Origin of the sequence: Streptomyces sp. NPDC046215, assembly GCF_040646215.1 — a bacterium.
Lineage (GTDB): Bacteria > Actinomycetota > Actinomycetes > Streptomycetales > Streptomycetaceae > Streptomyces > Streptomyces stramineus.
The window spans coordinates 1-19,155 of record NZ_JBEYZW010000120.1 but is presented as its reverse complement, the minus strand read 5'-3'; the positions used below and the strand labels follow the sequence as shown (position 1 = coordinate 19,155).

The window sequence follows — 19,155 nt, the reverse complement described above, 5'->3', positions numbered from 1 at the left end:
GGCCCAGAAGCCCCGGTAGTACGCCTTGCGGTAGTAGTAGCAGGTCAGCCGGAAGCCCAGCGGGAACCAGCCCGCCCGGGGCACAAGTGCGGCGGCCTCAGGCGGCCTCGGCCCGGGCCCTGGTGGCGTACACGTCCACGTACTCCTGGCCCGACAGGCTCATGACCTCGCTCATGACCTCGTCGGTGACGGCGCGCAGCACGTAGCGGTCGCGGTCCATGCCCTCATAGCGGGTGAACTCCAGCGGCGCACCGAAGCGCACCGTCACCGGAGCGATCCGCAGCATCCCCTTGCCGCCCGGCTGGACCTTGTCGATCCCGATCATCGCGAACGGGACCACCGGCGCGCCCGTCATCAGCGTGAGCCGGGCGATGCCGGTCCGGCCCCGGTAGAGCCGGCCGTCGGGGGAGCGGGTGCCCTCGGGGTAGATGCCGAAGACCTTGCCCTCGTCCAGCACCCGGCGGCCCGTCATCAGCGCCGCGACACCGCCGCGGCCGCCGTCCCGGTCCACCGGGATCATGCCGGACGAGGTGAAGAACCACGCCATCAGCCGGCCCTTGAGGCCCTTGCCCGTGACGTACTCGTCCTTGCCGATGAAGAACACCTGCCGCTTGACCAGCAGCGCGAGGAAGAGCGAATCGACGAACGTGACGTGGCTGCCCGCCAGGATCACCGGTCCCGACCCCGGAATGTGCTCGGCGCCCTCCACCTTGGGGCGGTACAGGACGCGCATGAGCAATCCGAGGAACGCCTTGAGCAAGATGCGGGACAACGGGCCCTCCGGTCGTGATGGTCGAGGTGGCGCATGCCTGCGCAGGGAGTGACCATACTCGTCGGTACTGCATCCCCGCACCCCGGCTTTTCTTCACCGATACACAGTGTTGACATGAGTTTGCACGTCGTTTGACCTTCGGCCTCCCACGGGAAGTCGCACGTGTCTACGATCGGCGCGTCCGCCGGGTACCCCCACGGGGCCCGGATACACAGAGCAAGGAGCGTTCATGGAGCAGGGACAGCGGCCGGGCAGGCGAACCCTTCTGGGAGCCGCGGCGGCCCTCGGCGCGGGGGCGGTCGCCCTCGGTGCCGGAACGGGCACGGCCGCGGCCGCGCCGCAGGGGCCGAGTGCGGGCCACGGCCGCGGGCACGGGGGACCGGGCTCGTACAAGGACCTGCCCAAGCCGACCGTCATAGGTCACCGCGGCGGGAGCGGCTCCCGGCCCGAGCACACCCTCGGCTCCTACCAGTTCGCCCTCGACAACGGCGCCGACGTCATCGAGCAGGACGTCGTGCCCACCAAGGACGGCCACCTGGTCTGCCGGCACGAGAACGACATCACCGGGACCACCGACGTCGCCAAGCGGCCGGAGTTCGCCTCCCGCAAGACCACCAAGTCCGTCGACGGCGAGTCCCACACCGGCTGGTTCACCGAGGACTTCACCCTCGCCGAGCTCAGGACGCTGCGGGCCACCGAGCGCATCCCCGGCACCCGGCAGCACAACACCGTCTACGACGGCCGCTGGCAGGTGCCGACCTTCGAAGAGGTCCTGAAGTGGGCCGACGAGCAGGGCCGCAAGCGCGGCCGCACGGTCTGGCTGCACGTCGAGACCAAGCACCCCACCTACTTCCGCAAGGCCGGGCTCGGCCTGGAGGAGCGCCTCGCCAAGCTGCTGCGCCGCTACGGGCGCGCCGGCCGGAACTCCTTCACCTTCCTGCAGTCCTTCGAGCCCAGCAGCCTCCAGCGGCTGAACCGGCTCGGCGTCGACTGCCCGAAGGTGCTCCTGCTGGACGACCTCCCCACCCGGCCCTGGGACTTCACCGAGGCCAAGGACCCGCGCACCGTCGCCGACCTCATCACCCCTGAGGGGCTGAAGTGGGTCTCCGGCTTCGCCCAGGGCATCGGCCCCTGGCTGAACCTGATCATCCCCCGGGACAAGAACGACAAGCTCACCCGCGAGACCACGCTGGTCCGCGACGCGCACGCGGCGGGGCTGCTCCTGCACCCGTACACCATGCGCAACGAGAACAGCTTCCTGCCCGCCGACTTCCGCCGCGGCACCGACCCGAACGCCTACGGCGACGCCTTCGGCGCGTTCAAGCGGTACTTCGCGACCGGCATCGACGGGATCTTCTCCGATAATCCGGACACCGCGGCCCTGGCTCGCGCGGACTTCGTCAAGAAGTAAGCGTCTCCTCCCGGCCCCGTCGGTCTCCTGCCGTCAGCACGCGGCCCCCGTCCTCACACGGACGGGTGGCCCCGTGCCCCGGCGGAAACCGGCGGGGCGTCCGGCCACGTCCCGCCGGGCATGACACCGAACGATCTTCTTACCGCGCTGCGCCCGCTGTTGGCGGCGGAGTGCGCGGCGGAGGCACCGGCGGCGGGCGTCGAGGCCGCCGACCTCGAACAGGATGTCTGGGTGCGGCTGCTGAGCGAGAGGGCCGCCCGCAGCCGGCCGGCCCTCTCCGCCCTGCGCTTACGCGCCGCGGTCCGCGCCGAGGCCCGCGTCGCCCGCCGCCGGACCCGCCGCGAGGTGCCCTACGACCCCACCGCCGGCGAACCGCCGGGCCGCCCCGGGTCCTGCGTCGAACAGGCGGTCCTCGCCGCCGAGGAGGGCCGGGCGCTGCGGGCCGCGGTGCGCCGGCTGCCCGGCCGGTGCCCCCGGCTGCTGAGCGCGCTGCTGTCCCGCCACGACCCGACCTACCGCGAAATCGCAGGCGAGTTGGGTATCTCACAAGGATCTTTGGGGCCGGTACGTTCCCGTTGCCTGGGTTGCCTGCGCAGAATGCTCACGGCGGAGGTTGCGTCTCCTGAACGAGGGGGAAAGGAGCGTTAGACAACCGGCGCCACGGAGGCGACGTACCCGCGACGGCTCCTGTCAGGGCGGACCGAACCGAAAAGGGGAGGCGGACCACATGGGCATGAGCGTGACCATCTCTGCGGCGACCGAGAACGACGCCGAGCAGATCCTCAAACTCCAGTACCTCTGCTACCAGAGCGAAGCCGAGCTCTACGGCGACTACTCCATCGAACCCCTCACCCAGAGCCTCACCGCGCTGCGGTCCGAGCTCGCGGACGGCTGTGTGCTGGTGGCCCGGCTCGGCGACGAGGTCGTCGGCTCGGTGCGCGGCACGGTCGACCCGGAGGGCACGGCCCTGATCACCGGGCTGATCGTGCACCCCAGGATGCAGCGGCACGGCCTGGGCGGCCGGCTGCTCGGCGCCGTCGAGGAGCGGCTGGCGCGGGAGCGGTCCGCCCGGCGGTTCCGGCTGGCCACCGGCGCCCGCAGCGAGGGCGGTCTGCGTCTTTACCGCAAATGGGGCTACGCGCAGGTCGGCGCCGAGCGGGTCACCCGCGAACTCACCGTGGTGACGCTGGAGAAGAGCGTCGGGTCCACGACGGACGCCGGCAGCGAGCCCGCTTTCGCGGCGAGCGCCTGACGGTCTGCCGGCGGTCGGCGCGTCGTCTGCGGGTGCGCGGTGGCCGGTCGCGCGGTTCCCCGCGCCCCTTCGGGCGTGGCCGCACCGCACAGGGCTTCGCCGAGCCCGCCGCGGTCGGCTCCTAGGGCGTAAGACACGCCCTAGCGCGCGCCGCCGGGGGCCGCCCGTCGCAGCCAGACCATGGCCGTCACCGGCAGGATGACGGGGATGAAGAGGTAGCCCATCCCGAAGTCGGACCAGACCGTCGCGTCGGGGAAGTCGCCCGGCGCCAGGAGCGTCCACGTGCCCACCACCAGGACACCGGCGAGCTCGGCGGCGCAGCACACCAGCGCCGCCCTGCGGGCCGTCGGTCCGCCGCGGACCAGGGAGTACGTGATGAAGGCGTACACCACCGCGGCGAGTGCCGACAGCACGTAGGCGAGCGGCGCCCGGCCGAAGTCCACGATCATCTGAACGACCGAGCGGGACGCCGCCGCCACGGTGAACACCCCGTAGAGCCAGACCAGCAGCCGGCCCGGCCCCTCGCCGAGGTTGACGGCCGGCTTGGCGGGCGTAGCGGGTTCTGTCACGGTCAGCCTCCCCAGATGTCGTACAGCCGCACTTCGAGCACGGCCAGGATCACGCCGCCGGCCGCCACGGTGGCCGAGCCCCAGCGGGTCCGCTCCGCGAGCGACATGAAGCCGGCGGCCGGGACGGTGGCCGCCGAGCCCAGCAGATAGGCCACGAAGATCGTGGTGCCCTTCGCGGGCTCGTCGCCGCCGCCGAGGTGCACCAGGCCGACGACGAGCTGGACGAGCGCCAGGACGGACACCACGGCCATGGCGAGGAAGTGCCAGTCCTTGGTGGGCTGGTCGCGCGAGAAGGCGAAGCCGCACCAGGCGGCCAGCGCGAGGGCGGCCACGCCGACCGCGAGCGTCAGCGCGTCGATCACCGTGGCCCCCGCGCGGCGCGGGCGTGCGAATGGGGCTTGACAAGCATGGGACGACTTTAATAGGCGGCCGGGCCCGCCCTGCGCGCGGCCCCGCGCGGGAGAGTGGGCGGACCGTGTCGCTCCACCGGATCGCCGGGGGACCGGAGGCGGGGCCGGGTCCGTGGCCTTGGCCACATCCCGCCCCCGGACCGGGCTGCCGGGAGCGGTCGCGCCGGGGCTCTCCGGCCGGTATCCGCGCAGGCCACGGGCGATGGCGCCGAGGCCGCCGCGGGAGGCGCACCGCGCCCCGCGCGGCGTCCAAGGCGTGGCCGATTCTGTCCGCTATTCGGACAGGCTTGGCCGTGTCGCACATCCTTCTGTTTTACTTCCCGCATGACCACGACGAGCAGCCGCACCTTTGCGACCGAGGCGAACACGACGCCCGGTGCTCGTTGCATGTGTCGAATGTGTGACCGCTGAGGGCCCCCGTTCCGTGCCTCGCGCCCCGAAGCGAGACCCGTAGAGCCCCTGTCCGGCAGTCCCCGCAAAGGACCCGGCCCGGACCGCTCCGCCCCGCGTCACCAGGACGAACCCCGAAGCCGCGCCACGCGCCCGCCGGGGATCACCGATGCCGCGTTCCGCAATGAATGCCCGTGCCGGCACCACGAACGCCGCGCACTCGACAGTGACGGAAACCCCTGTGATCACCACTACGGGCCTGACAAAGGTCTACCGCTCACGCGGCCGCGAGGTCACCGCCCTCGACGGCGTCGACCTCCATGTGCGCGAGGGCGAGGTGTACGGCGTCGTCGGCCAGAGCGGCGCCGGCAAGTCGACCCTCATCCGCTGCGTCAACCTCCTGGAGCGCCCCAGCTCCGGCACGGTCACCGTGGCCGGCCAGGACCTCACCGCCCTCGCCGGACGCGGCCAGCGGGCGAGCGCGGGCCTGCGCCGGGCCCGCAGCCGCATCGGCATGGTCTTCCAGCACTTCAACCTCCTCTCCTCGCGGACCGTCCAGGGCAACGTCGAGCTGCCGCTGGAGATCCTCGGCATCTCCGGCCAGGAGCGCAGCCGCAAGGCCCTCGAACTCCTCGACCTCGTGGGCCTGGCCGACAAGGCCAAGGCGTACCCCGCCCAGCTCTCCGGCGGCCAGAAGCAGCGCGTGGGCATCGCCCGCGCCCTGGCGGGCGACCCCAAGGTGCTGCTCTCCGACGAGTCGACCTCCGCGCTCGACCCGGAGACCACCCGCTCCATCCTCCAGCTGCTGCGCGACCTCAACCAGCAGCTCGGCCTGACCGTCCTCCTCATCACCCACGAGATGGACGTCGTCAAGACCATCTGCGACTCCGCGGCCCTGATGAAGAACGGCCGGGTCATCGAGTCCGGCACCGTCTCCGAGCTGCTGGCCACCCCCGGCTCCGAGCTGGCCGCCGAGCTGTTCCCGGTCGGCGGCGAGCCCTCCGGCCCGGACCGCACGGTCGTCGACGTCACCTTCCACGGCGCGGCCGCGACCCGGCCCGTCATCTCGCAGCTGTCGCGCACGTACAACATCGACATCTCCATCCTGGGCGCCGCGATGGACACCGTCGCCGGCAACCAGATCGGCCGGATGCGCATCGAGCTGCCCGGCCGGTTCGAGGAGAACGTCGTGCCCATCGGCTTCCTGCGCGAGCAGGGTCTCCAGGTCGACGTCGCCGACGTCGCCCACCCGGCGCCCGCGGGCTCCGAGCTTCTCCAGGAAGGTGCCAAGTGAGCTGGTCCGAGATGCAGCCACTGCTGTACAACAACTCCCTCGACACCCTGTTCATGGTGTGGTGGGCCACGTTCTACGCGGTCGTGATCGGAGTGCCGCTGGGCATCCTGCTGATCCTCACCGACCGCGGCGGCCTCCTGCAGAACGTCGTGGTGAACAAGGTCGTCGGCGCGATCGTGAACATCGGCCGCTCCTTCCCCTTCCTCATCCTGATGGTCGTGCTGATCCCCTTCACGCGCTTCCTCGTCAGCACCTCCATCGGCCCGACGGGCGCCGTCGTCCCGCTCGCCATCGCCTCCATACCCTTCTTCGCACGCCTGGTGGAAGCCGCCGTGCGCGAGGTCGACCACGGCCTGGTCGAGGCCGTCCAGTCGATGGGCGGCGGCACCTGGACCGTGATCTTCAAGGTGCTGCTGCCGCAGGCCCTGCCCGCGCTCGTCGCGGCGGTCACCACCACCGTCATCACCCTGATCGGCTACTCCGCGATCGCCGGCGCCGTCGGCGGCGGCGGGCTCGGCAACCTCGCCTACACCTACGGCTACCAGCAGTACGAGACCCGGCTGATGATCGTCACCGTCGTCCTGCTGATCGTCCTGGTCACCGTGGTCCAGCTCCTCGGCGACCTGGTCGTCCGCCGCCTCGCCGGCCGCGGCACCCGTGCCTCCGGATCCTTCCGCGTCGGCCTGCGCCGCGGTCGCACCCCCGAGGCCCCCCTGACCCCGACCCCCGCGACCGAGGAGCCGGCCACCGCCCTGACCAAGGTCTCCTGACCAACCCCCCTCACGAGCCCGGACCCTTTGCCGGGCGCACCACCTCGCGTGAACTCGTGTGAAAAAGAAAGAGGCACTCTTCGTGCGCAACATCATCAAGATCTCCGCCGCCGTCGCGGCCGCCGCCGCCCTCTCCCTGGGCGCGAGCGCCTGCAGCGCGCCCTCCGACTCCTCCTCGGGCGGCAAGGACGACGCGAGCTCCCCGCTCGTCGTCGCCGCCAGCCCCACCCCGCACGGCGCCATCCTCCGCTTCGTCAAGGACAAGCTGGCGGAGAAGGAGGGCCTGAAGCTGGAGGTGAAGGAGCTCAACGACTACATCCAGCCGAACAACCTCACCAACACCGGCGAGGTCGGCGCCAACTTCTTCCAGCACAAGCCCTTCCTCGACGAGTTCAACAAGAAGAACGGCACGCACATCGTGCCCGTCGTGAACGTCGCGATCGAGCCCCTCGGCCTCTACTCCAAGAAGCTCGACAAGCTCTCCGACCTGAAGTCGGGCAACACCGTCGCCATCCCCAACGACCCCTCCAACCAGGGCCGCGCGCTGAAGCTGCTCGCCGACAACGGCGTCATCACCCTCAAGGCCGGCGCCGGCACCACCGCCAAGCTCGCCGACGTCGAGGACAAGAAGGGCCTCAAGCTCATCGAGCTGGAGGCGCCGCAGATCGCCCCCCGCCTCGCCGACGTCCAGGCCGCGGTCATCAACGGCAACTTCGCCATCGGCGCCAAGCTCAAGCCCTCCGAGGACTCCCTCGCCCTGGAGAAGGCCGACGGCAACCCCTACGCCAACTTCCTCGCCGTCAAGCAGGGCAACGAGGACGACGAGCGGGTGAAGAAGCTCGCCAAGCTCCTGAACTCCGACGAGGTCAAGAAGTTCATCGAGGACAAGTACAAGGACGGCTCCGTCCTCCCGGCCTTCGGCCCGGTCAAGAGCTGACCCCACCCGGTACCCCCGGCCCCGGGCACGCGCCCCGGGCGCACACGGACCTCGGGCCCCGCACACGCCACCGGCGTGCGCGGGGCCCACGCGCTTGGCGCGTCCACGTATCCATGCTGCATGCTGGTGCACTCAACCCAGGGCCGGCCCCGCCCCGAGCCCACCCTCCCCGGCGTTGGAGCAGCACATGACATCCACCTTCCCGGACATCTCCATCAGTACGGACCGGCTGGTGCTGCGCCCGTTCGAGGCGGAGGACGTACCCGCCCTCGCGGAGATGATGAGCGACGAACTCGTCACCGCCTGGACGTCCGTGCCCCACCCCTTCACCACCGTCCACGCCCGCGACTGGGCCCTGCGCCAGGCGCCCGCCGAGCGCACCCAGGGCCGCGGAATCGTCTTCGCGGTCACGGAGTTCCTCACCCACCGCCTCGTGGGCTGTGTGCACCTGCACCACCTCGACTGGCGCACCCTCTCCGCCGAGATCGACTACATCGTCGCCCCCTGGGCCCGCGGCGAGGGCTACGCCTGCGAATCCGTCCTCGCCGTCGCCGAGTGGCTCTTCGCCGACCAGAAGTTCGAGCGCCTCGAGCTGCGCACCCCCGCCGACAACACCGCCTCCCAGCAGGTCGCCCAGAAGATCGGCTGCATCAGCGAAGGCGTCCTGCGCAACGCGTGGATAGCGCGCAGCCGCACCGAGGACGGCGGGTGGACGGAGATCCGCACCGACCTCATCATCTGGAGCCTCCTCCCCGAAGACCTCGACGAGGTGCGCGAGCAGCAGACCGGCGGCTCCGACTACGCCGGCGCCTTCACCGACTGGCACTGAACCGGCCCGCTCCGGTCCGGACCAACCGGGGTACTCTCAGCCTGCCCCCGCCCGCCGAGGGCCCCGCCCCCACGAGCCCAGGAGACTGACGACGATGGCCGACCGGGTCACGGTGATCGGGTGGGACGGCTCCCCGCTGACGGACGCGGCCCGTTCCGCCCTGGCCGCCGCCACCCTCGTGGCCGGCGCCGGGCACCACCTGGCCCTGCCCGAGGTCCCGCCGGCCGCCGAACGCATCAGGCTCGGCAGCGTCGACCTCGCCGCCCGCCGCATCGCCGGCCACCGCGGCACCGCCGTGGTCCTCGCCGACGGCGACCCCGGCTTCTTCGGCGTCGTCCGCACCCTGCGCGCACCCCGGCACGGCCTGGAGGTCGAGGTGGTGCCCGCCGTCTCCTCCGTCGCCACCGCCTTCGCCCGGGCCGGCATGCCCTGGGACGACGCCGTGGTCGTCGTCGCCCACGGCCGCGACCTGCGCCGCGCTGTCAACGTCTGCCGCGCCCACACCAAGGTCGCCGTCCTCACCTCACCCGGCGCCGGCCCCGCCGAACTCGCCCTGCTGCTCGGCCCCGTCCACCGCACCTTCGTCATCTGCGAGGAACTGGGCACCGCCCGCGAGCAGGTCACGGTCCTCACCTCCGACAAGGCCGCCGACCACGCCTGGCGCGACCCCAACGTTGTCATCGTCCTCGGCGGCACGGGCGCCGGCACCCCCGGCGCCGGCTGGATCGCCGGCCGCGACCCCGGCCCCGCGGCCGCCCGCGGCTGGGCCCTGCCCGCCGGCGCCTACGGCGGCACCCCCGGCGAGGGCGAGTCCACCGAGCTGCGGGCCGCCCAACTGGCCCGGCTCGGCCCCCGCGTGGGCGACCTGGTGTGGGACATCGGCTCCGGCACCGGCGCCGCCGCCGTCGAGGCCGCCCGGTTCGGCGCCGCCGTCATCGCCGTGGACCGCGACGCGGACGCCTGCGGGCGCGCCATATCGGCCGCCCGCCACCACGGCGTGCAACTGCAGGTCGTCCACGGCACCGCGCCCCACGTCCTGGAGGACCTCCCCGAGCCCGACGTCGTCCGCGTGGGCGGCGGCGGCGCCCCGGTCGTCGCCGCGTGCGCCGAGCGCCGCCCCGAGCGGATCGTCGCCCACGCCGCGAACCGCGACGACGCCGAGGCCGTCGGCCGGGCGCTCGCCGAGGGCGGGTACGCCGTGGAGTGCGCGCTGCTCCAGGCGGTGGACCTGGACACCACCGCCTGGACGGAGCGCGAGCGGTCCGTGGTCTTCCTGCTGAGCGGACGCCGAACCCACCTGTGACCTGGCCCTTCCCGGTGGGAGGTAGGCTGGCGGATCGTTGTACCGCCCTTCGGTGTCCGACACCACAGTCGTCAATGTCCCGAACGCACCCTCCTTTTGGCGGGAGCACGGCAAGGTAGGGGCGGGCGACATGCAACGTGCCGCGAGGCATGGACGCTCGTTCTTGACTATGGGCGTGAGCGGTTGGAAGGAGCACTACCGATGGGCGAGGGGTACGCATGACCGACACCGGCCAGTTCCCGGGCGAGGGACAGCCGGAGAACGCAGGCGCGCTGCCCGGCCAGCCGTTCCCCACGGAAGCCGTAGCCCCTGCCGATCCCGGCGCTCCCACCGCGTTCACCTTCCTCGACCACACCGACGCCGGTGAGGCGGAGGGTGCCGAGGAGGACGACCTGCTGCTGATGCCGGGCGCCCAGGGCGCCTGGATGGACCAGACACCGGTCCAGGGCGGCACGCACGAGACCGGCGGCCGGGACACCGGCTCCGTCGACTTCGGCGACGTCCGCACGCCGCCGGCCGCCCCCGCGGCCCCGCGGCGCCCGCTGCACATGGGACCGCCCGTGCCCGACCCCACCGGCGGCGTCGTGCGCTCCCTCGCCGACCGCGGCCCGGCCACCCCGCCCCCCGCCGCTGCCGCCAGGCCCCTCACCCCGGCCCCCGGGCAGGGCCCCGAGTACCTCGACGTCACGCACGGCGACACCGACGGCGCCGGCCAGGCCGTCCCGCGGCTCGGCGAGGTCCCGCAGCAGCAGCCGGGCACGTGGGATGCCCAGCCGCAGCAGTCCCCGGCCGTGGCGCAGGCACCGGCCGAGGGGCCCGCTGTCGCCTTCGTCCCGCCGCAGGGCGGCGCGGGCACGGCCACGGCCGACCGCGTCGAGCAGGTGCCCGAGGCGGGACACGCGATAGTCGCCGAAAGCCTCCCGCAGCCCTCCCCGGGTACGGAGCCCGCCGCCCAGGCGCCGGCCGAGCCCGTCCCCGCGCCCGCCGCTGATGTGCCGTCACCCGCCGTGGCGAGCGCCCCGGCGCAGCACGACGCGCAGCAGGCGCCCGCGCCCGCCGCCGAGCCGCCGGTGCCGTCCGTGCCGCAGGCAGCCGAGCAGGCGATCGCCCGCCTCGTCGCGGAGGCCGCGCCGGCCGCCGCGGCAGCCCAGGACCCGGCGCCCGCGCCCCTTCCCGCGCCGGTGGCCGAGGCCCCCGCGGCCGAGCCGGCGCCGGAGAGCGCGCAGCCCGAGCCTGTTGCCGCGTCGGTCGCCGAGCCCGTTGCCGCGCCCGTTGCCGAGCCCCTTGCCGAGGTGCCGACTCCCGCCGCCGCGGAGCCGGTTCCCGCGCCCGCGGAGCCCGTCGTCCAGGCCCCCGCCGCCGTGGAGACCGCGCCTGTTGCGGAGACAGCCGTTGTCGCGGAGGCCGCGCCCGAGGCCCCTGTGGAGCCCGTAGCCGTGCCCGCGGCCGCCGTGCCGGAGCAGCAGGCCCCGGTCGTCGAGCCGGCGCCCGAGAGCGCGCCGCCCGCCGCCGGCGCGCAGTCCGCCGTCGAGGCGCAGCCCGCGCCCGCCGTCGCGGAGACCGTCCCGGCGCCGGCCGTTGAGGCCGTCGAGAGCCCTGAGGCTGTCGAGGCCCCTGAGGCCGTGGAGACCCCTGAGACGACTGAGGTGCTGCCTGAGGCGCCCGCTCCCGCTCCGGTCGTGGAGCCCGTCGCCGAGGCGCAGGCCCCGGCCGTCGTGGAGCCCGTGCCCGCCGCCCCCGAGCCGGTGGCCCAGGTGCCCGAGCAGCCGGAGCCGGTCGCGGTGCCGGAGCCCGTCGCCCAGCCCGTGCAGCAGGAGGCCCCGGCCGAGGCACCCGCCGAGGCCGAGCCCGCCCCGGCCGGCGCCGTGGCGGCCCCCGCACCGGCGGACGCCCCCGCCGAGGTGCCGGCACCGGCCGCCGCGGCTCCCCAGCAGGCCCCTGCCACCGAGACCGAGCCCGAGGCCCAGGCGGCTCCCGCGCCGGCACCCGAGACGCCCGCCGCCGAGCCGGCCCCCGAGGCCGTCGTGGCGCAGGAACCGGCCGCCGAGGCCCTGCCGGAGGCCGCCGCGCCCCAGGCCCCGGCCGCCGAACCGGCGCAGCAGGTCGCCCAGGCCCCGGCCGTCACGCCGGTGACCGAGCAGGCCGAGCCGCCCGCCGCTGAGGCCACCGAGGTCGTTGAGGCCGTCGAGGTCACCGACGTCGTTGAGGCCGTCGAGCCGGAGGCCGTGGCCCCCGTCGAGGCGCCCGCCGCCGAGCCCGCCGAGCCCGCCGAGCCCGCGCAGGCGGTGACGGCCGACGCCGAGCCCGTCGCCGCCGCATCCGAGGCCCAGCCCGAGGTGTCGGCCGAGCCGGCCCCCGAGCCCGCCCCGCAGCCCGAAGCGGCCGCACCCGAGGCCGCCCCCGAGCCGGAGGCTCTCGCCTCCGAAGCCGCCCCCGAGGCCCCGCAGGACCCCGCGCCCGCAGCCCCCGAGGCCGCGTCGCCCGAAGCAGTGGCCCCTGAGGCCGCCGCCCCCGAGACCGTGGAGCCCCAGGCCGCCGAGCCGGAGGCCGCGGCCCCCGCCGAGCAGGCACCGGGGGAGTCGGCACCGGAAGAGGCACCGGAAGAGCCCGCCGAGCCGGTCGAGCCCGCCGGCCCCGCCGCCGTCGGATTCGGCGACGCCGAGCGCGAGGCCGTCCACCGCGTCATGCGCGAGCGCCGGGACATCCGCCAGGGCTTCCGCACCGACCCCGTCCCGCACGAGGTGCTCCTGCGCGTCCTCGAAGCCGCGCACACCGCGCCCAGCGTCGGACACTCCCAGCCCTGGGACTTCGTCGTCATCCGCTCCGCCGAGACCCGGCGCACGATGCACGAACTGGTCGCCCGCCAGCGGGACGCCTACGCGAAGTCCCTGCCCAAGGCGCGCGCCAAGCAGTTCAAGGACCTGAAGATCGAGGCGATCCTCGACACCCCGGTCAACATCGTCGTCACCGCCGACCCGACCCGCGGCGGCCGCCACACCCTCGGCCGGCACACCCAGCCGCAGATGGCCCCGTATTCCTCCGCGCTCGCCGTCGAGAACCTCTGGCTCGCCGCCCGCGCCGAGGGCCTCGGCGTCGGCTGGGTGAGCTTCTTCGACGAGCGCGAGATGGTCCGCGCCCTCGGCCTGCCCGACCACCTGGAGGTCGTGGCCTACCTGTGCGTCGGCTACGTCGACGAGTTCCCGGACGAGCCCGAGCTGATGCAGGCCGGCTGGTCCAAGCGCCGCCCCCTGTCCTGGGTCGTCCACGAGGAGACGTACGGGCGGCGCGCGCTGCCCGGCGAGGACCCGCACGACCTGCTCTCCGAGACCCTGCGCGGCATCCGCCCGCTGGACGCCAAGGCGCTCGGCGAGGCGTGGGAGCGCCAGAAGCGGATGACCAAGCCCTCCGGCGCCCTCGGCATGCTGGAGATCATCTCCGCGCAGCTGTGCGGCCTGTCCCGCAAGTGCCCGCCGCCCATCCCGGAGCCCGCCGCCGTGGCGATCTTCGCGGGTGACCACGGCGTGCACGCCCAGGGCGTCACCGCGTGGCCGCAGGAGGTCACCTCCCAGATGGTGGCCAACTTCCTGGGCGGCGGCGCCGTGTGCAACGCCTTCGCCAACCAGGTCGGCGCCGAGGTCTGCGTGGTCGACGTCGGCGTCGTGGGCGAGCTCCCCAGCACGCCCGGCCTCATTCCCCGCAAGATCCGGCCCGGCACGAGCGACTTCACCGCCGGCCCCGCGATGTCCCGCGAGGAGGCGCTGCGCGCCGTCGAGGTGGGCATCGAGACGGCCCGCGACCTGGTCGCGGCCGGCAACAAGGCCCTGCTGACCGGAGAGATGGGCATCGCCAACACCACCGTGTCGGCCGCCCTCGTCTCCGTCTACACCGGCGCCGACCCGGCCGAGATCACCGGCCGCGGCACCGGCATCAACGACGAGATGCACGCCCGGAAGATCGACGTCGTGCGGCGCGCCCTGGAACTGCACCAGCCGGACCCCAAGGACCCCGTCGGCGTCCTCGCCGCGGTCGGCGGGCTGGAGCACGCCGCGCTCGTCGGGCTGATCCTGGGCGGCGCCTCCCTGCGCACCCCGGTGATCCTCGACGGGGTGAGCGCGGGCGCCGCGGCCCTCGTGGCCCGCGCCATCGCCCCCGAGGCGCTCGCCGCCTGCATCGCGGGCCACCGCAGCGCCGAGCCCGGCCACGTCGCCGCCCTCACCAAGCTCGGCCTGCGGCCGCTGGTCGACCTCGACCTGCGCCTGGGCGAGGGCACGGGCGCGCTGCTGGCCCTGCCGGTCGTGCAGAGCGCCGCCCGCGCCATGCACGAGGTGGCGACGTTCGACTCGGCCGGCGTCACCGAGAAGGGCTGACGCCCGCCCGGCACCGGGCACCCCGCACGACACGCCCCGACCCCCGACCCCCGACCGCCCCCGGCGGCCGGGGGCGGCGCGGTCCCGGCCCGCTCCGCCGCCCGGCTCCGACGGTCCGCGAGATGCCCGGGGCAGCCGCCCCGTAAGGTGTCCCCCAACAGGGGCCGTGCCCCTTCACCAGCCGCTTCAGTGCCGCAGCGGCCAGCGCATCGCACGAGGAGAGCAGCACCGCCATGGCTGAGCACGCCCAGCACTCCGACCCGGCCGCCTACCCCGTCGGACTGCGTCTCACCGGGCGGCACGTCGTCGTCCTCGGCGGCGGACAAGTGGCCCAGCGCAGGCTGCCCGCCCTGGTCGCCGCGGGCGCGCGCGTCCTGCTGATCTCGCCGTCCGCCACCCCGTCCGTCGAGGCGATGGCCGTGGCCGGCGAGGTGCGCTGGGAGCGCCGCCGCTACCGCGACGGCGACCTCGACGGCGCCTGGTACGCCCTGATCTCCACCGACGACCCCGCCGCCAACGCCGCCGCCTCCGCCGAGGCCGAGGCCCGCCGCGTCTGGGCCGTCCGCAGCGACGACGCCGCCGCGGCCTCCGCCTGGACCCCGGCCACCGGCCGCAGCGAGGGCGTCACCGTCGCCGTGCTGACCGGCTCGGACCCCCGCCGCTCCGCCGCCGTGCGCGACGCCATAGTCGAGGGCCTGCGCGACGGCTCGCTGGCCGCACCGCGCTACCGCGGCCGGGGCACCGGCGCGGGCAGCGTCTCCCTCGTCGGCGGCGGCCCCGGCGACCCGGACCTCATCACCGTGCGCGGCCGCCGGCTGCTCGCCGAGGCCGACGTCGTCATCGCCGACCGCCTCGGCCCCCGCGACCTGCTCGACGAACTCCCCCCGCACGTCCAGGTGATCGACGCGGCGAAGATCCCCTACGGCCGGTTCATGGCCCAGGAGGCCATCAACAACGCGCTCGTCGAGCACGCCCGGGCGGGGAAGACCGTCGTCCGGCTGAAGGGCGGCGACCCCTTCGTCTTCGGCCGCGGCATGGAAGAGGTCCAGGCGCTGGCCGAGCACGGCATCCCCTGCACCGTCGTCCCCGGCATCTCCAGCACCATCAGCGTCCCCGGCGCCGCCGGGATCCCGGTCACCCACCGGGGCGTGGCCCACGAGTTCACCGTCGCCAGCGGCCACGTCGGCCCGGACGACCCGCGCTCGCTGGTCGACTGGGCGGCCCTCGCCCGGCTGCGCGGGACGCTCGTGCTGCTGATGTCGGTCGAGAACATCGGCGCGATCGCCGCCACCCTCATCGGCCACGGCCGCGCCGCGGACACCCCCGTGGCCGTGGTGCAGGAAGGTACCACCGCCGCCCAGCGCCGCGTCGACGCGACCCTCGCCACGGTGGGGGAGCGCGTCAAGGCCGAGGGCATACGGCCCCCCGCCGTCATCGTCATCGGCGATGTCGTGACGGTCGGCCCGTAACCGCCCGGCCCCCCACCAGCACGCCGACGACCCCCCGACCAGGACAAGGCAGTATCACCCCGTGGCCGAGCTCATCACCATCGACGACCCCGACGACCCGCGCCTGCACGACTACACCGGCCTGACCGACGTGGAGTTGCGCCGCCGCCGCGAGCCGGCCGAGGGCCTCTTCATCGCCGAGGGCGAGAAGGTCATCCGGCGCGCCCGCCACGCGGGGTACGACATGCGCTCGATGCTGCTGTCGGCCAAGTGGGTGGACACCATGCGCGACGTCATCGACGAGGTCCCCGCCCCGGTCTACGCGGTGAGCCCCGAACTTGCCGAGCGGGTGACGGGCTATCACGTCCACCGCGGCGCCCTCGCCTCCATGCAGCGCAAGCCCCTGCCGGCCCCCGCGGACCTGCTGCGCGACGCCCGCCGCGTCGCCGTGATGGAGAAGGTCAACGACCACACCAACATCGGGGCGATCTTCCGCAGCGCGGCCGCCCTGGGCATGGACGCGGTCCTGCTCTCCCCGGACTGCGCCGACCCCCTGTACCGGCGGTCGGTGAAGGTCTCCATGGGCGCCGTCTTCTCCGTGCCCTACGCGCGCCTGGAGACCTGGCCCCGCGACCTGGAGACCGTCCGGGAGGCGGGCTTCCGCATCCTGGCCCTCACCCCGGACGAGAAGGCCACCTCCTTCGACGAGGCCGCGCCGCATCGCCTGGACCGGGTCGCGCTGATGCTGGGCGCGGAAGGCGAGGGCCTCTCGGCCCGTGCGCTGCGGGCGGCCGACGAATGGGTCCGGATCCCGATGGCCCTGGGGGTCGACTCCCTCAACGTGGGCGCGGCGGCGGCCGTGGCGTTCTACGCGGTAGCGACGGGTCGGCCGACGGGCTGACCCCGACCGACGTGACAGACGGGTTGACATCGGCTGAGCTCAGCCGAATCAGCCCGTCTGGGGGCACCTCCCAGCGTTAGCTGGGGGAGATTGAGGACGCGCCCGCAGGGCGCTCGCCGCCGCAGGGCGGCAAAACGCAACCGCGGGCGGCAAGGGCGGACCCGCTCAGGAACCACCCGGCGGCGCGCCGGCCGCCCCACCGCTCTGAGACACCGCCGGTACCCGGGGAAGCTCTCCCATGCTGCTGGCCGGGCCCTGGCAGCCCTGGGCCACCGCGATGCCCAGCGCGACCAGCAGCGTCACCACGACGAACACGGTCAGCCGCTGCCGCATCAGCCGCCGGTCCGGCCCCGGGCGCCGGGCGCCGGTCCCCGGACGAGCCCCCGGGCGGGCGCCCTTGCGCGCCGCGCCACCCGGGCGCCGGGCGGGCCGCGGCACCGCCGGCCGCCCCTGGTCGGCCGGGCGGGACGGGCCCTGCGGGCGGGGAGCCGGGGCCTGCACCGTACGCCGCTCGGTGCGCTGATCCGCGTACTCCGAGGCCCGCCGGCCCGACGGGCGGTCGGGCTCCCGCCGGACCGGGCCCCGGCTGTCCGGCAGCCCGTGCGCCTCCCGCGCCGCGATCTCCTTCAGCCGCAGCGACAGCTGCAGCGTGCTCGGCCGCTCCTCGGGATCCTTCGCCAGACAGGCGTGCACCAGCGGCGCCAGCGCGTCCGGCACGGCCATCAGCTGCGGCTCCTCGTGCACGACGCGATAGAGCATGACCTCCGAACTGCCCTGCCCGAAGGGCGAGTCCGCCGTCGAGGCGTAGGCGAGCGTGGCCCCCAGGGCGAAGACGTCCGTCCCCGGGGTCACCGCCGCGCCGCGCACCTGTTCGGGCGCGAGGAAGCCCGGCGATCCGACGGCCGTGCCGACGTGCGTCAGGGTGCTGGCACCGGTCGCCCACGCGATGCCGAAGTCGATGATGCGGGGGCCCTTGGGGGACAGCAGGATGTTCGACGGCTTGAGGTCGCGGTGGACCACCCCCGCGTCGTGCACGGCGAGCAGCCCCTCGGCCAACGCCGCCCCGATGGACGCGGTCTGAGCCGCCGACAGCGGCCCCTCCTCGTTCACCTTGTCGTGCAGCGAGGGCCCGGGCACGTACTGGGTCGCGAACCACGGCCGGTCCGCGTCGAGATCCGCGGCCACCAGCCGCGCCGTACAGCCGCCCCGGATCCGCCGGGCCGCCGACACCTCACGCGCGAACCGCGAACGGAACTCCTGGTCCTCCGCCAGATCCGGCCGGATCACCTTCAGCGCCACCCGCTGTCCACGCCGGTCGGAGCCGAGGTACACCACGCCCATGCCGCCTGCGCCCAGCCGGCGGTGAAGCCGGAACGAGCCGACGACACGCGGGTCCTCGCGCCGGAGCCGCATCATCGCCATCTTCATCCCCGCTGCCCGGTCCGTCTGACGGGGCCCAGCTTACGGATTGACGGGCGGGCGCGCTGATAGGCCGCGCATGCGTCGGCGACGGGATTCTCCGGGCCGGGCGGCGGGCCCGAAGCACCGGCGCGGAGAGCGCGTTGCGCGCCACCGGCGCGGACGCCCGCGCCCAAGGGGCGGGCAGGCGCGGGACGTTGGGCCGCTCAGGGGCGGACCGGGCGGGCGGAGCGGAGCGGCCGAGGGGAGGGAGGAGACGGCCGTGACGAGCGGGACGGCTGCGGGCCCGGCGGGGCACAGAGCAATGATCTTGACGAGCCCCAGGGTGACAGAAGTGAGCGAAGTCACCCCTACCGGTACGGTCCGGGGCGCGGGCGCCCCCTCCGGGAAGTCCCCGGGGTCCGGGCGGCCCGTCTCCAACCAGAGGAGTACCCGCCCCGGGCCCGCTCATCCTCCGGGAGGCCGGGCAAGCGGTACGCGGGCATGACGACCGGGGAGCGGCCCGCGCCTAGGGTGGTTCTCGAGCGGCGGGTGTAGCACTCGTCCCCCGAGGTCAGACGCCCGCCGCTCCTGCAACAGGACAGCGCGGGACAGGTGGGATACACCGAACGGCAGGAGAAGGACGATGGCGGACACCGTGGGACGCACGGCCGGCCGGGACCGTGGCCACCGGGCCGCGGACGCCTTCGCCACCGCACCGTCCGGCACCCGCCATCCGCTGGTGGCCGCCGCCATGGTGCTGCCCCTGGCGGTGCTCCTCGCCGTCGTCTTCGGCGGCTGGGACGCCGTCGTCACACAAGCGTCGTCCGTGGCCGGAATGCTGGGGCGCTGAGCGCCCCGGGCCCGGGAGAGCGGCCCGGGCCGGGGACAGACCGGCTGATCAACCCCGTGGGGACGGGGGCGCGGCGGACGGCACGACAGGCCGGGTACCTGGGGAGGTACCCGGCCGTCGGGTTTCCGCGCGCAAAGGCCGCAGGCAAAGGCCGGGTGGCCGGGCGGCCAACCGCCGGTTCGCCGAAACCGGTTGGCGCGCAGCAGCAGACTGCAAACCGTGAGGGGCTCTGGGCCTTCAGGGGCCTTCAG

The 19,155-nt window shown here is 74.4% G+C and carries 16 protein-coding genes; 12 read left to right on the top strand and 4 right to left on the bottom strand.

Going from position 1 to position 19,155, the window contains the following annotated elements; translation table 11 throughout:
* Nucleotides 1-97: 97 nt before the first annotated feature.
* The gene (locus ABZ951_RS31375; protein WP_344093179.1) at nucleotides 98-772 is read right to left on the bottom strand and encodes a lysophospholipid acyltransferase family protein; all 675 of its coding nucleotides are present in this window, start codon (nucleotides 770-772) and stop codon (nucleotides 98-100) included.
* 229 nt (nucleotides 773-1,001) lie between these two features.
* Here ABZ951_RS31375 and ABZ951_RS31370 point away from each other — a divergent pair, with 229 nt between their 5' ends.
* The 3 genes from ABZ951_RS31370 (at nucleotide 1,002) to ABZ951_RS31360 (ending at nucleotide 3,435) form a co-directional block, all read left to right on the top strand.
* On the top strand, nucleotides 1,002-2,183 hold the full coding sequence (locus ABZ951_RS31370) for a glycerophosphodiester phosphodiesterase (protein WP_344093178.1): 1,182 nt from the start codon (nucleotides 1,002-1,004) through the stop codon (nucleotides 2,181-2,183).
* Between the two features lie 120 nt (nucleotides 2,184-2,303).
* Nucleotides 2,304-2,831: a sigma-70 family RNA polymerase sigma factor gene (locus tag ABZ951_RS31365; protein WP_361281410.1), complete on the top strand. Its 528-nt coding sequence runs from the start codon at nucleotides 2,304-2,306 to the stop codon at nucleotides 2,829-2,831.
* Between the two features lie 79 nt (nucleotides 2,832-2,910).
* A complete protein-coding gene (locus tag ABZ951_RS31360) occupies nucleotides 2,911-3,435 on the top strand; it encodes a GNAT family N-acetyltransferase (protein ID WP_344093174.1) in 525 nt (174 codons plus the stop codon).
* A 140-nt stretch (nucleotides 3,436-3,575) separates the two neighbouring features.
* On the opposite strand, the gene ABZ951_RS31355 is transcribed toward ABZ951_RS31360, so the two are convergent.
* Both ABZ951_RS31355 and ABZ951_RS31350 read right to left on the bottom strand, forming a co-directional pair.
* Complete coding sequence (locus ABZ951_RS31355) at nucleotides 3,576-4,004, bottom strand: hypothetical protein (RefSeq protein ID WP_344093172.1); 429 nt, start codon at nucleotides 4,002-4,004, stop codon at nucleotides 3,576-3,578.
* A gap of 2 nt (nucleotides 4,005-4,006) precedes the next feature.
* Nucleotides 4,007-4,366 carry a hypothetical protein gene (locus tag ABZ951_RS31350; protein WP_344093169.1) on the bottom strand — a complete coding sequence of 120 codons (360 nt, stop codon included), beginning with the start codon at nucleotides 4,364-4,366 and terminating at the stop codon, nucleotides 4,007-4,009.
* Nucleotides 4,367-4,988: 622 nt separating this feature from the next.
* Here ABZ951_RS31350 and ABZ951_RS31345 point away from each other — a divergent pair.
* The 8 genes from ABZ951_RS31345 to ABZ951_RS31310 all read left to right on the top strand — a co-directional run bounded on the left by ABZ951_RS31345 (nucleotide 4,989) and on the right by ABZ951_RS31310 (nucleotide 16,653).
* On the top strand, nucleotides 4,989-6,098 hold the full coding sequence (locus tag ABZ951_RS31345; protein WP_344093261.1) for an ATP-binding cassette domain-containing protein: 1,110 nt from the start codon (nucleotides 4,989-4,991) through the stop codon (nucleotides 6,096-6,098).
* Nucleotides 6,095-6,868: a methionine ABC transporter permease gene (locus tag ABZ951_RS31340; RefSeq protein WP_344093167.1), complete on the top strand. Its 774-nt coding sequence runs from the start codon at nucleotides 6,095-6,097 to the stop codon at nucleotides 6,866-6,868. The genes ABZ951_RS31345 and ABZ951_RS31340 overlap by 4 nt, the downstream gene beginning before the upstream one ends.
* Nucleotides 6,869-6,950: 82 nt before the next feature.
* Nucleotides 6,951-7,805 (top strand): MetQ/NlpA family ABC transporter substrate-binding protein, encoded by an 855-nt coding sequence (locus tag ABZ951_RS31335; RefSeq protein WP_344093164.1) that lies wholly within the window; start codon nucleotides 6,951-6,953, stop codon nucleotides 7,803-7,805.
* Nucleotides 7,806-7,992: 187 nt separating this feature from the next.
* Complete coding sequence (locus ABZ951_RS31330) at nucleotides 7,993-8,634, top strand: GNAT family N-acetyltransferase (RefSeq protein WP_344093161.1); 642 nt, start codon at nucleotides 7,993-7,995, stop codon at nucleotides 8,632-8,634.
* A 94-nt stretch (nucleotides 8,635-8,728) separates the two neighbouring features.
* A complete protein-coding gene (cbiE, locus tag ABZ951_RS31325) occupies nucleotides 8,729-9,937 on the top strand; it encodes a precorrin-6y C5,15-methyltransferase (decarboxylating) subunit CbiE (protein WP_361281403.1) in 1,209 nt (402 codons plus the stop codon).
* Nucleotides 9,938-10,155: 218 nt separating this feature from the next.
* Nucleotides 10,156-14,304: a nicotinate-nucleotide--dimethylbenzimidazole phosphoribosyltransferase gene (gene cobT / locus ABZ951_RS31320; RefSeq protein WP_361281400.1), complete on the top strand. Its 4,149-nt coding sequence runs from the start codon at nucleotides 10,156-10,158 to the stop codon at nucleotides 14,302-14,304.
* Between the two features lie 233 nt (nucleotides 14,305-14,537).
* A complete protein-coding gene (cobA, locus tag ABZ951_RS31315; RefSeq protein ID WP_344098128.1) occupies nucleotides 14,538-15,773 on the top strand; it encodes a uroporphyrinogen-III C-methyltransferase in 1,236 nt (411 codons plus the stop codon).
* A 61-nt stretch (nucleotides 15,774-15,834) separates the two neighbouring features.
* Entirely contained in the window at nucleotides 15,835-16,653 is an 819-nt protein-coding gene (locus tag ABZ951_RS31310) for an RNA methyltransferase (RefSeq protein ID WP_344098126.1), read from the top strand.
* Between the two features lie 165 nt (nucleotides 16,654-16,818).
* On the opposite strand, the gene ABZ951_RS31305 is transcribed toward ABZ951_RS31310, so the two are convergent.
* A complete protein-coding gene (locus ABZ951_RS31305; protein WP_361281415.1) occupies nucleotides 16,819-18,075 on the bottom strand; it encodes a protein kinase in 1,257 nt (418 codons plus the stop codon).
* 622 nt (nucleotides 18,076-18,697) lie between these two features.
* Here ABZ951_RS31305 and ABZ951_RS31300 point away from each other — a divergent pair.
* Nucleotides 18,698-18,904 carry a hypothetical protein gene (locus ABZ951_RS31300; RefSeq protein ID WP_344090197.1) on the top strand — a complete coding sequence of 69 codons (207 nt, stop codon included), beginning with the start codon at nucleotides 18,698-18,700 and terminating at the stop codon, nucleotides 18,902-18,904.
* Nucleotides 18,905-19,155: the final 251 nt, after the last annotated feature.

Coding starts and splice junctions, on each gene's coding strand:
- cbiE (WP_361281403.1), top strand. CDS start 8,729: ATGGCCGACCGGGTCACGGTGATCGGGTGGGACGGCTCCCCGCTGACG.
- ABZ951_RS31360 (WP_344093174.1), top strand. CDS start 2,911: ATGGGCATGAGCGTGACCATCTCTGCGGCGACCGAGAACGACGCCGAG.
- ABZ951_RS31305 (WP_361281415.1), bottom strand. CDS start 18,075: ATGGCGATGATGCGGCTCCGGCGCGAGGACCCGCGTGTCGTCGGCTCG.
- cobA (WP_344098128.1), top strand. CDS start 14,538: ATGGCTGAGCACGCCCAGCACTCCGACCCGGCCGCCTACCCCGTCGGA.
- ABZ951_RS31370 (WP_344093178.1), top strand. CDS start 1,002: ATGGAGCAGGGACAGCGGCCGGGCAGGCGAACCCTTCTGGGAGCCGCG.
- ABZ951_RS31300 (WP_344090197.1), top strand. CDS start 18,698: ATGGCGGACACCGTGGGACGCACGGCCGGCCGGGACCGTGGCCACCGG.
- cobT (WP_361281400.1), top strand. CDS start 10,156: ATGACCGACACCGGCCAGTTCCCGGGCGAGGGACAGCCGGAGAACGCA.
- ABZ951_RS31345 (WP_344093261.1), top strand. CDS start 4,989: ATGAATGCCCGTGCCGGCACCACGAACGCCGCGCACTCGACAGTGACG.
- ABZ951_RS31330 (WP_344093161.1), top strand. CDS start 7,993: ATGACATCCACCTTCCCGGACATCTCCATCAGTACGGACCGGCTGGTG.
- ABZ951_RS31365 (WP_361281410.1), top strand. CDS start 2,304: ATGACACCGAACGATCTTCTTACCGCGCTGCGCCCGCTGTTGGCGGCG.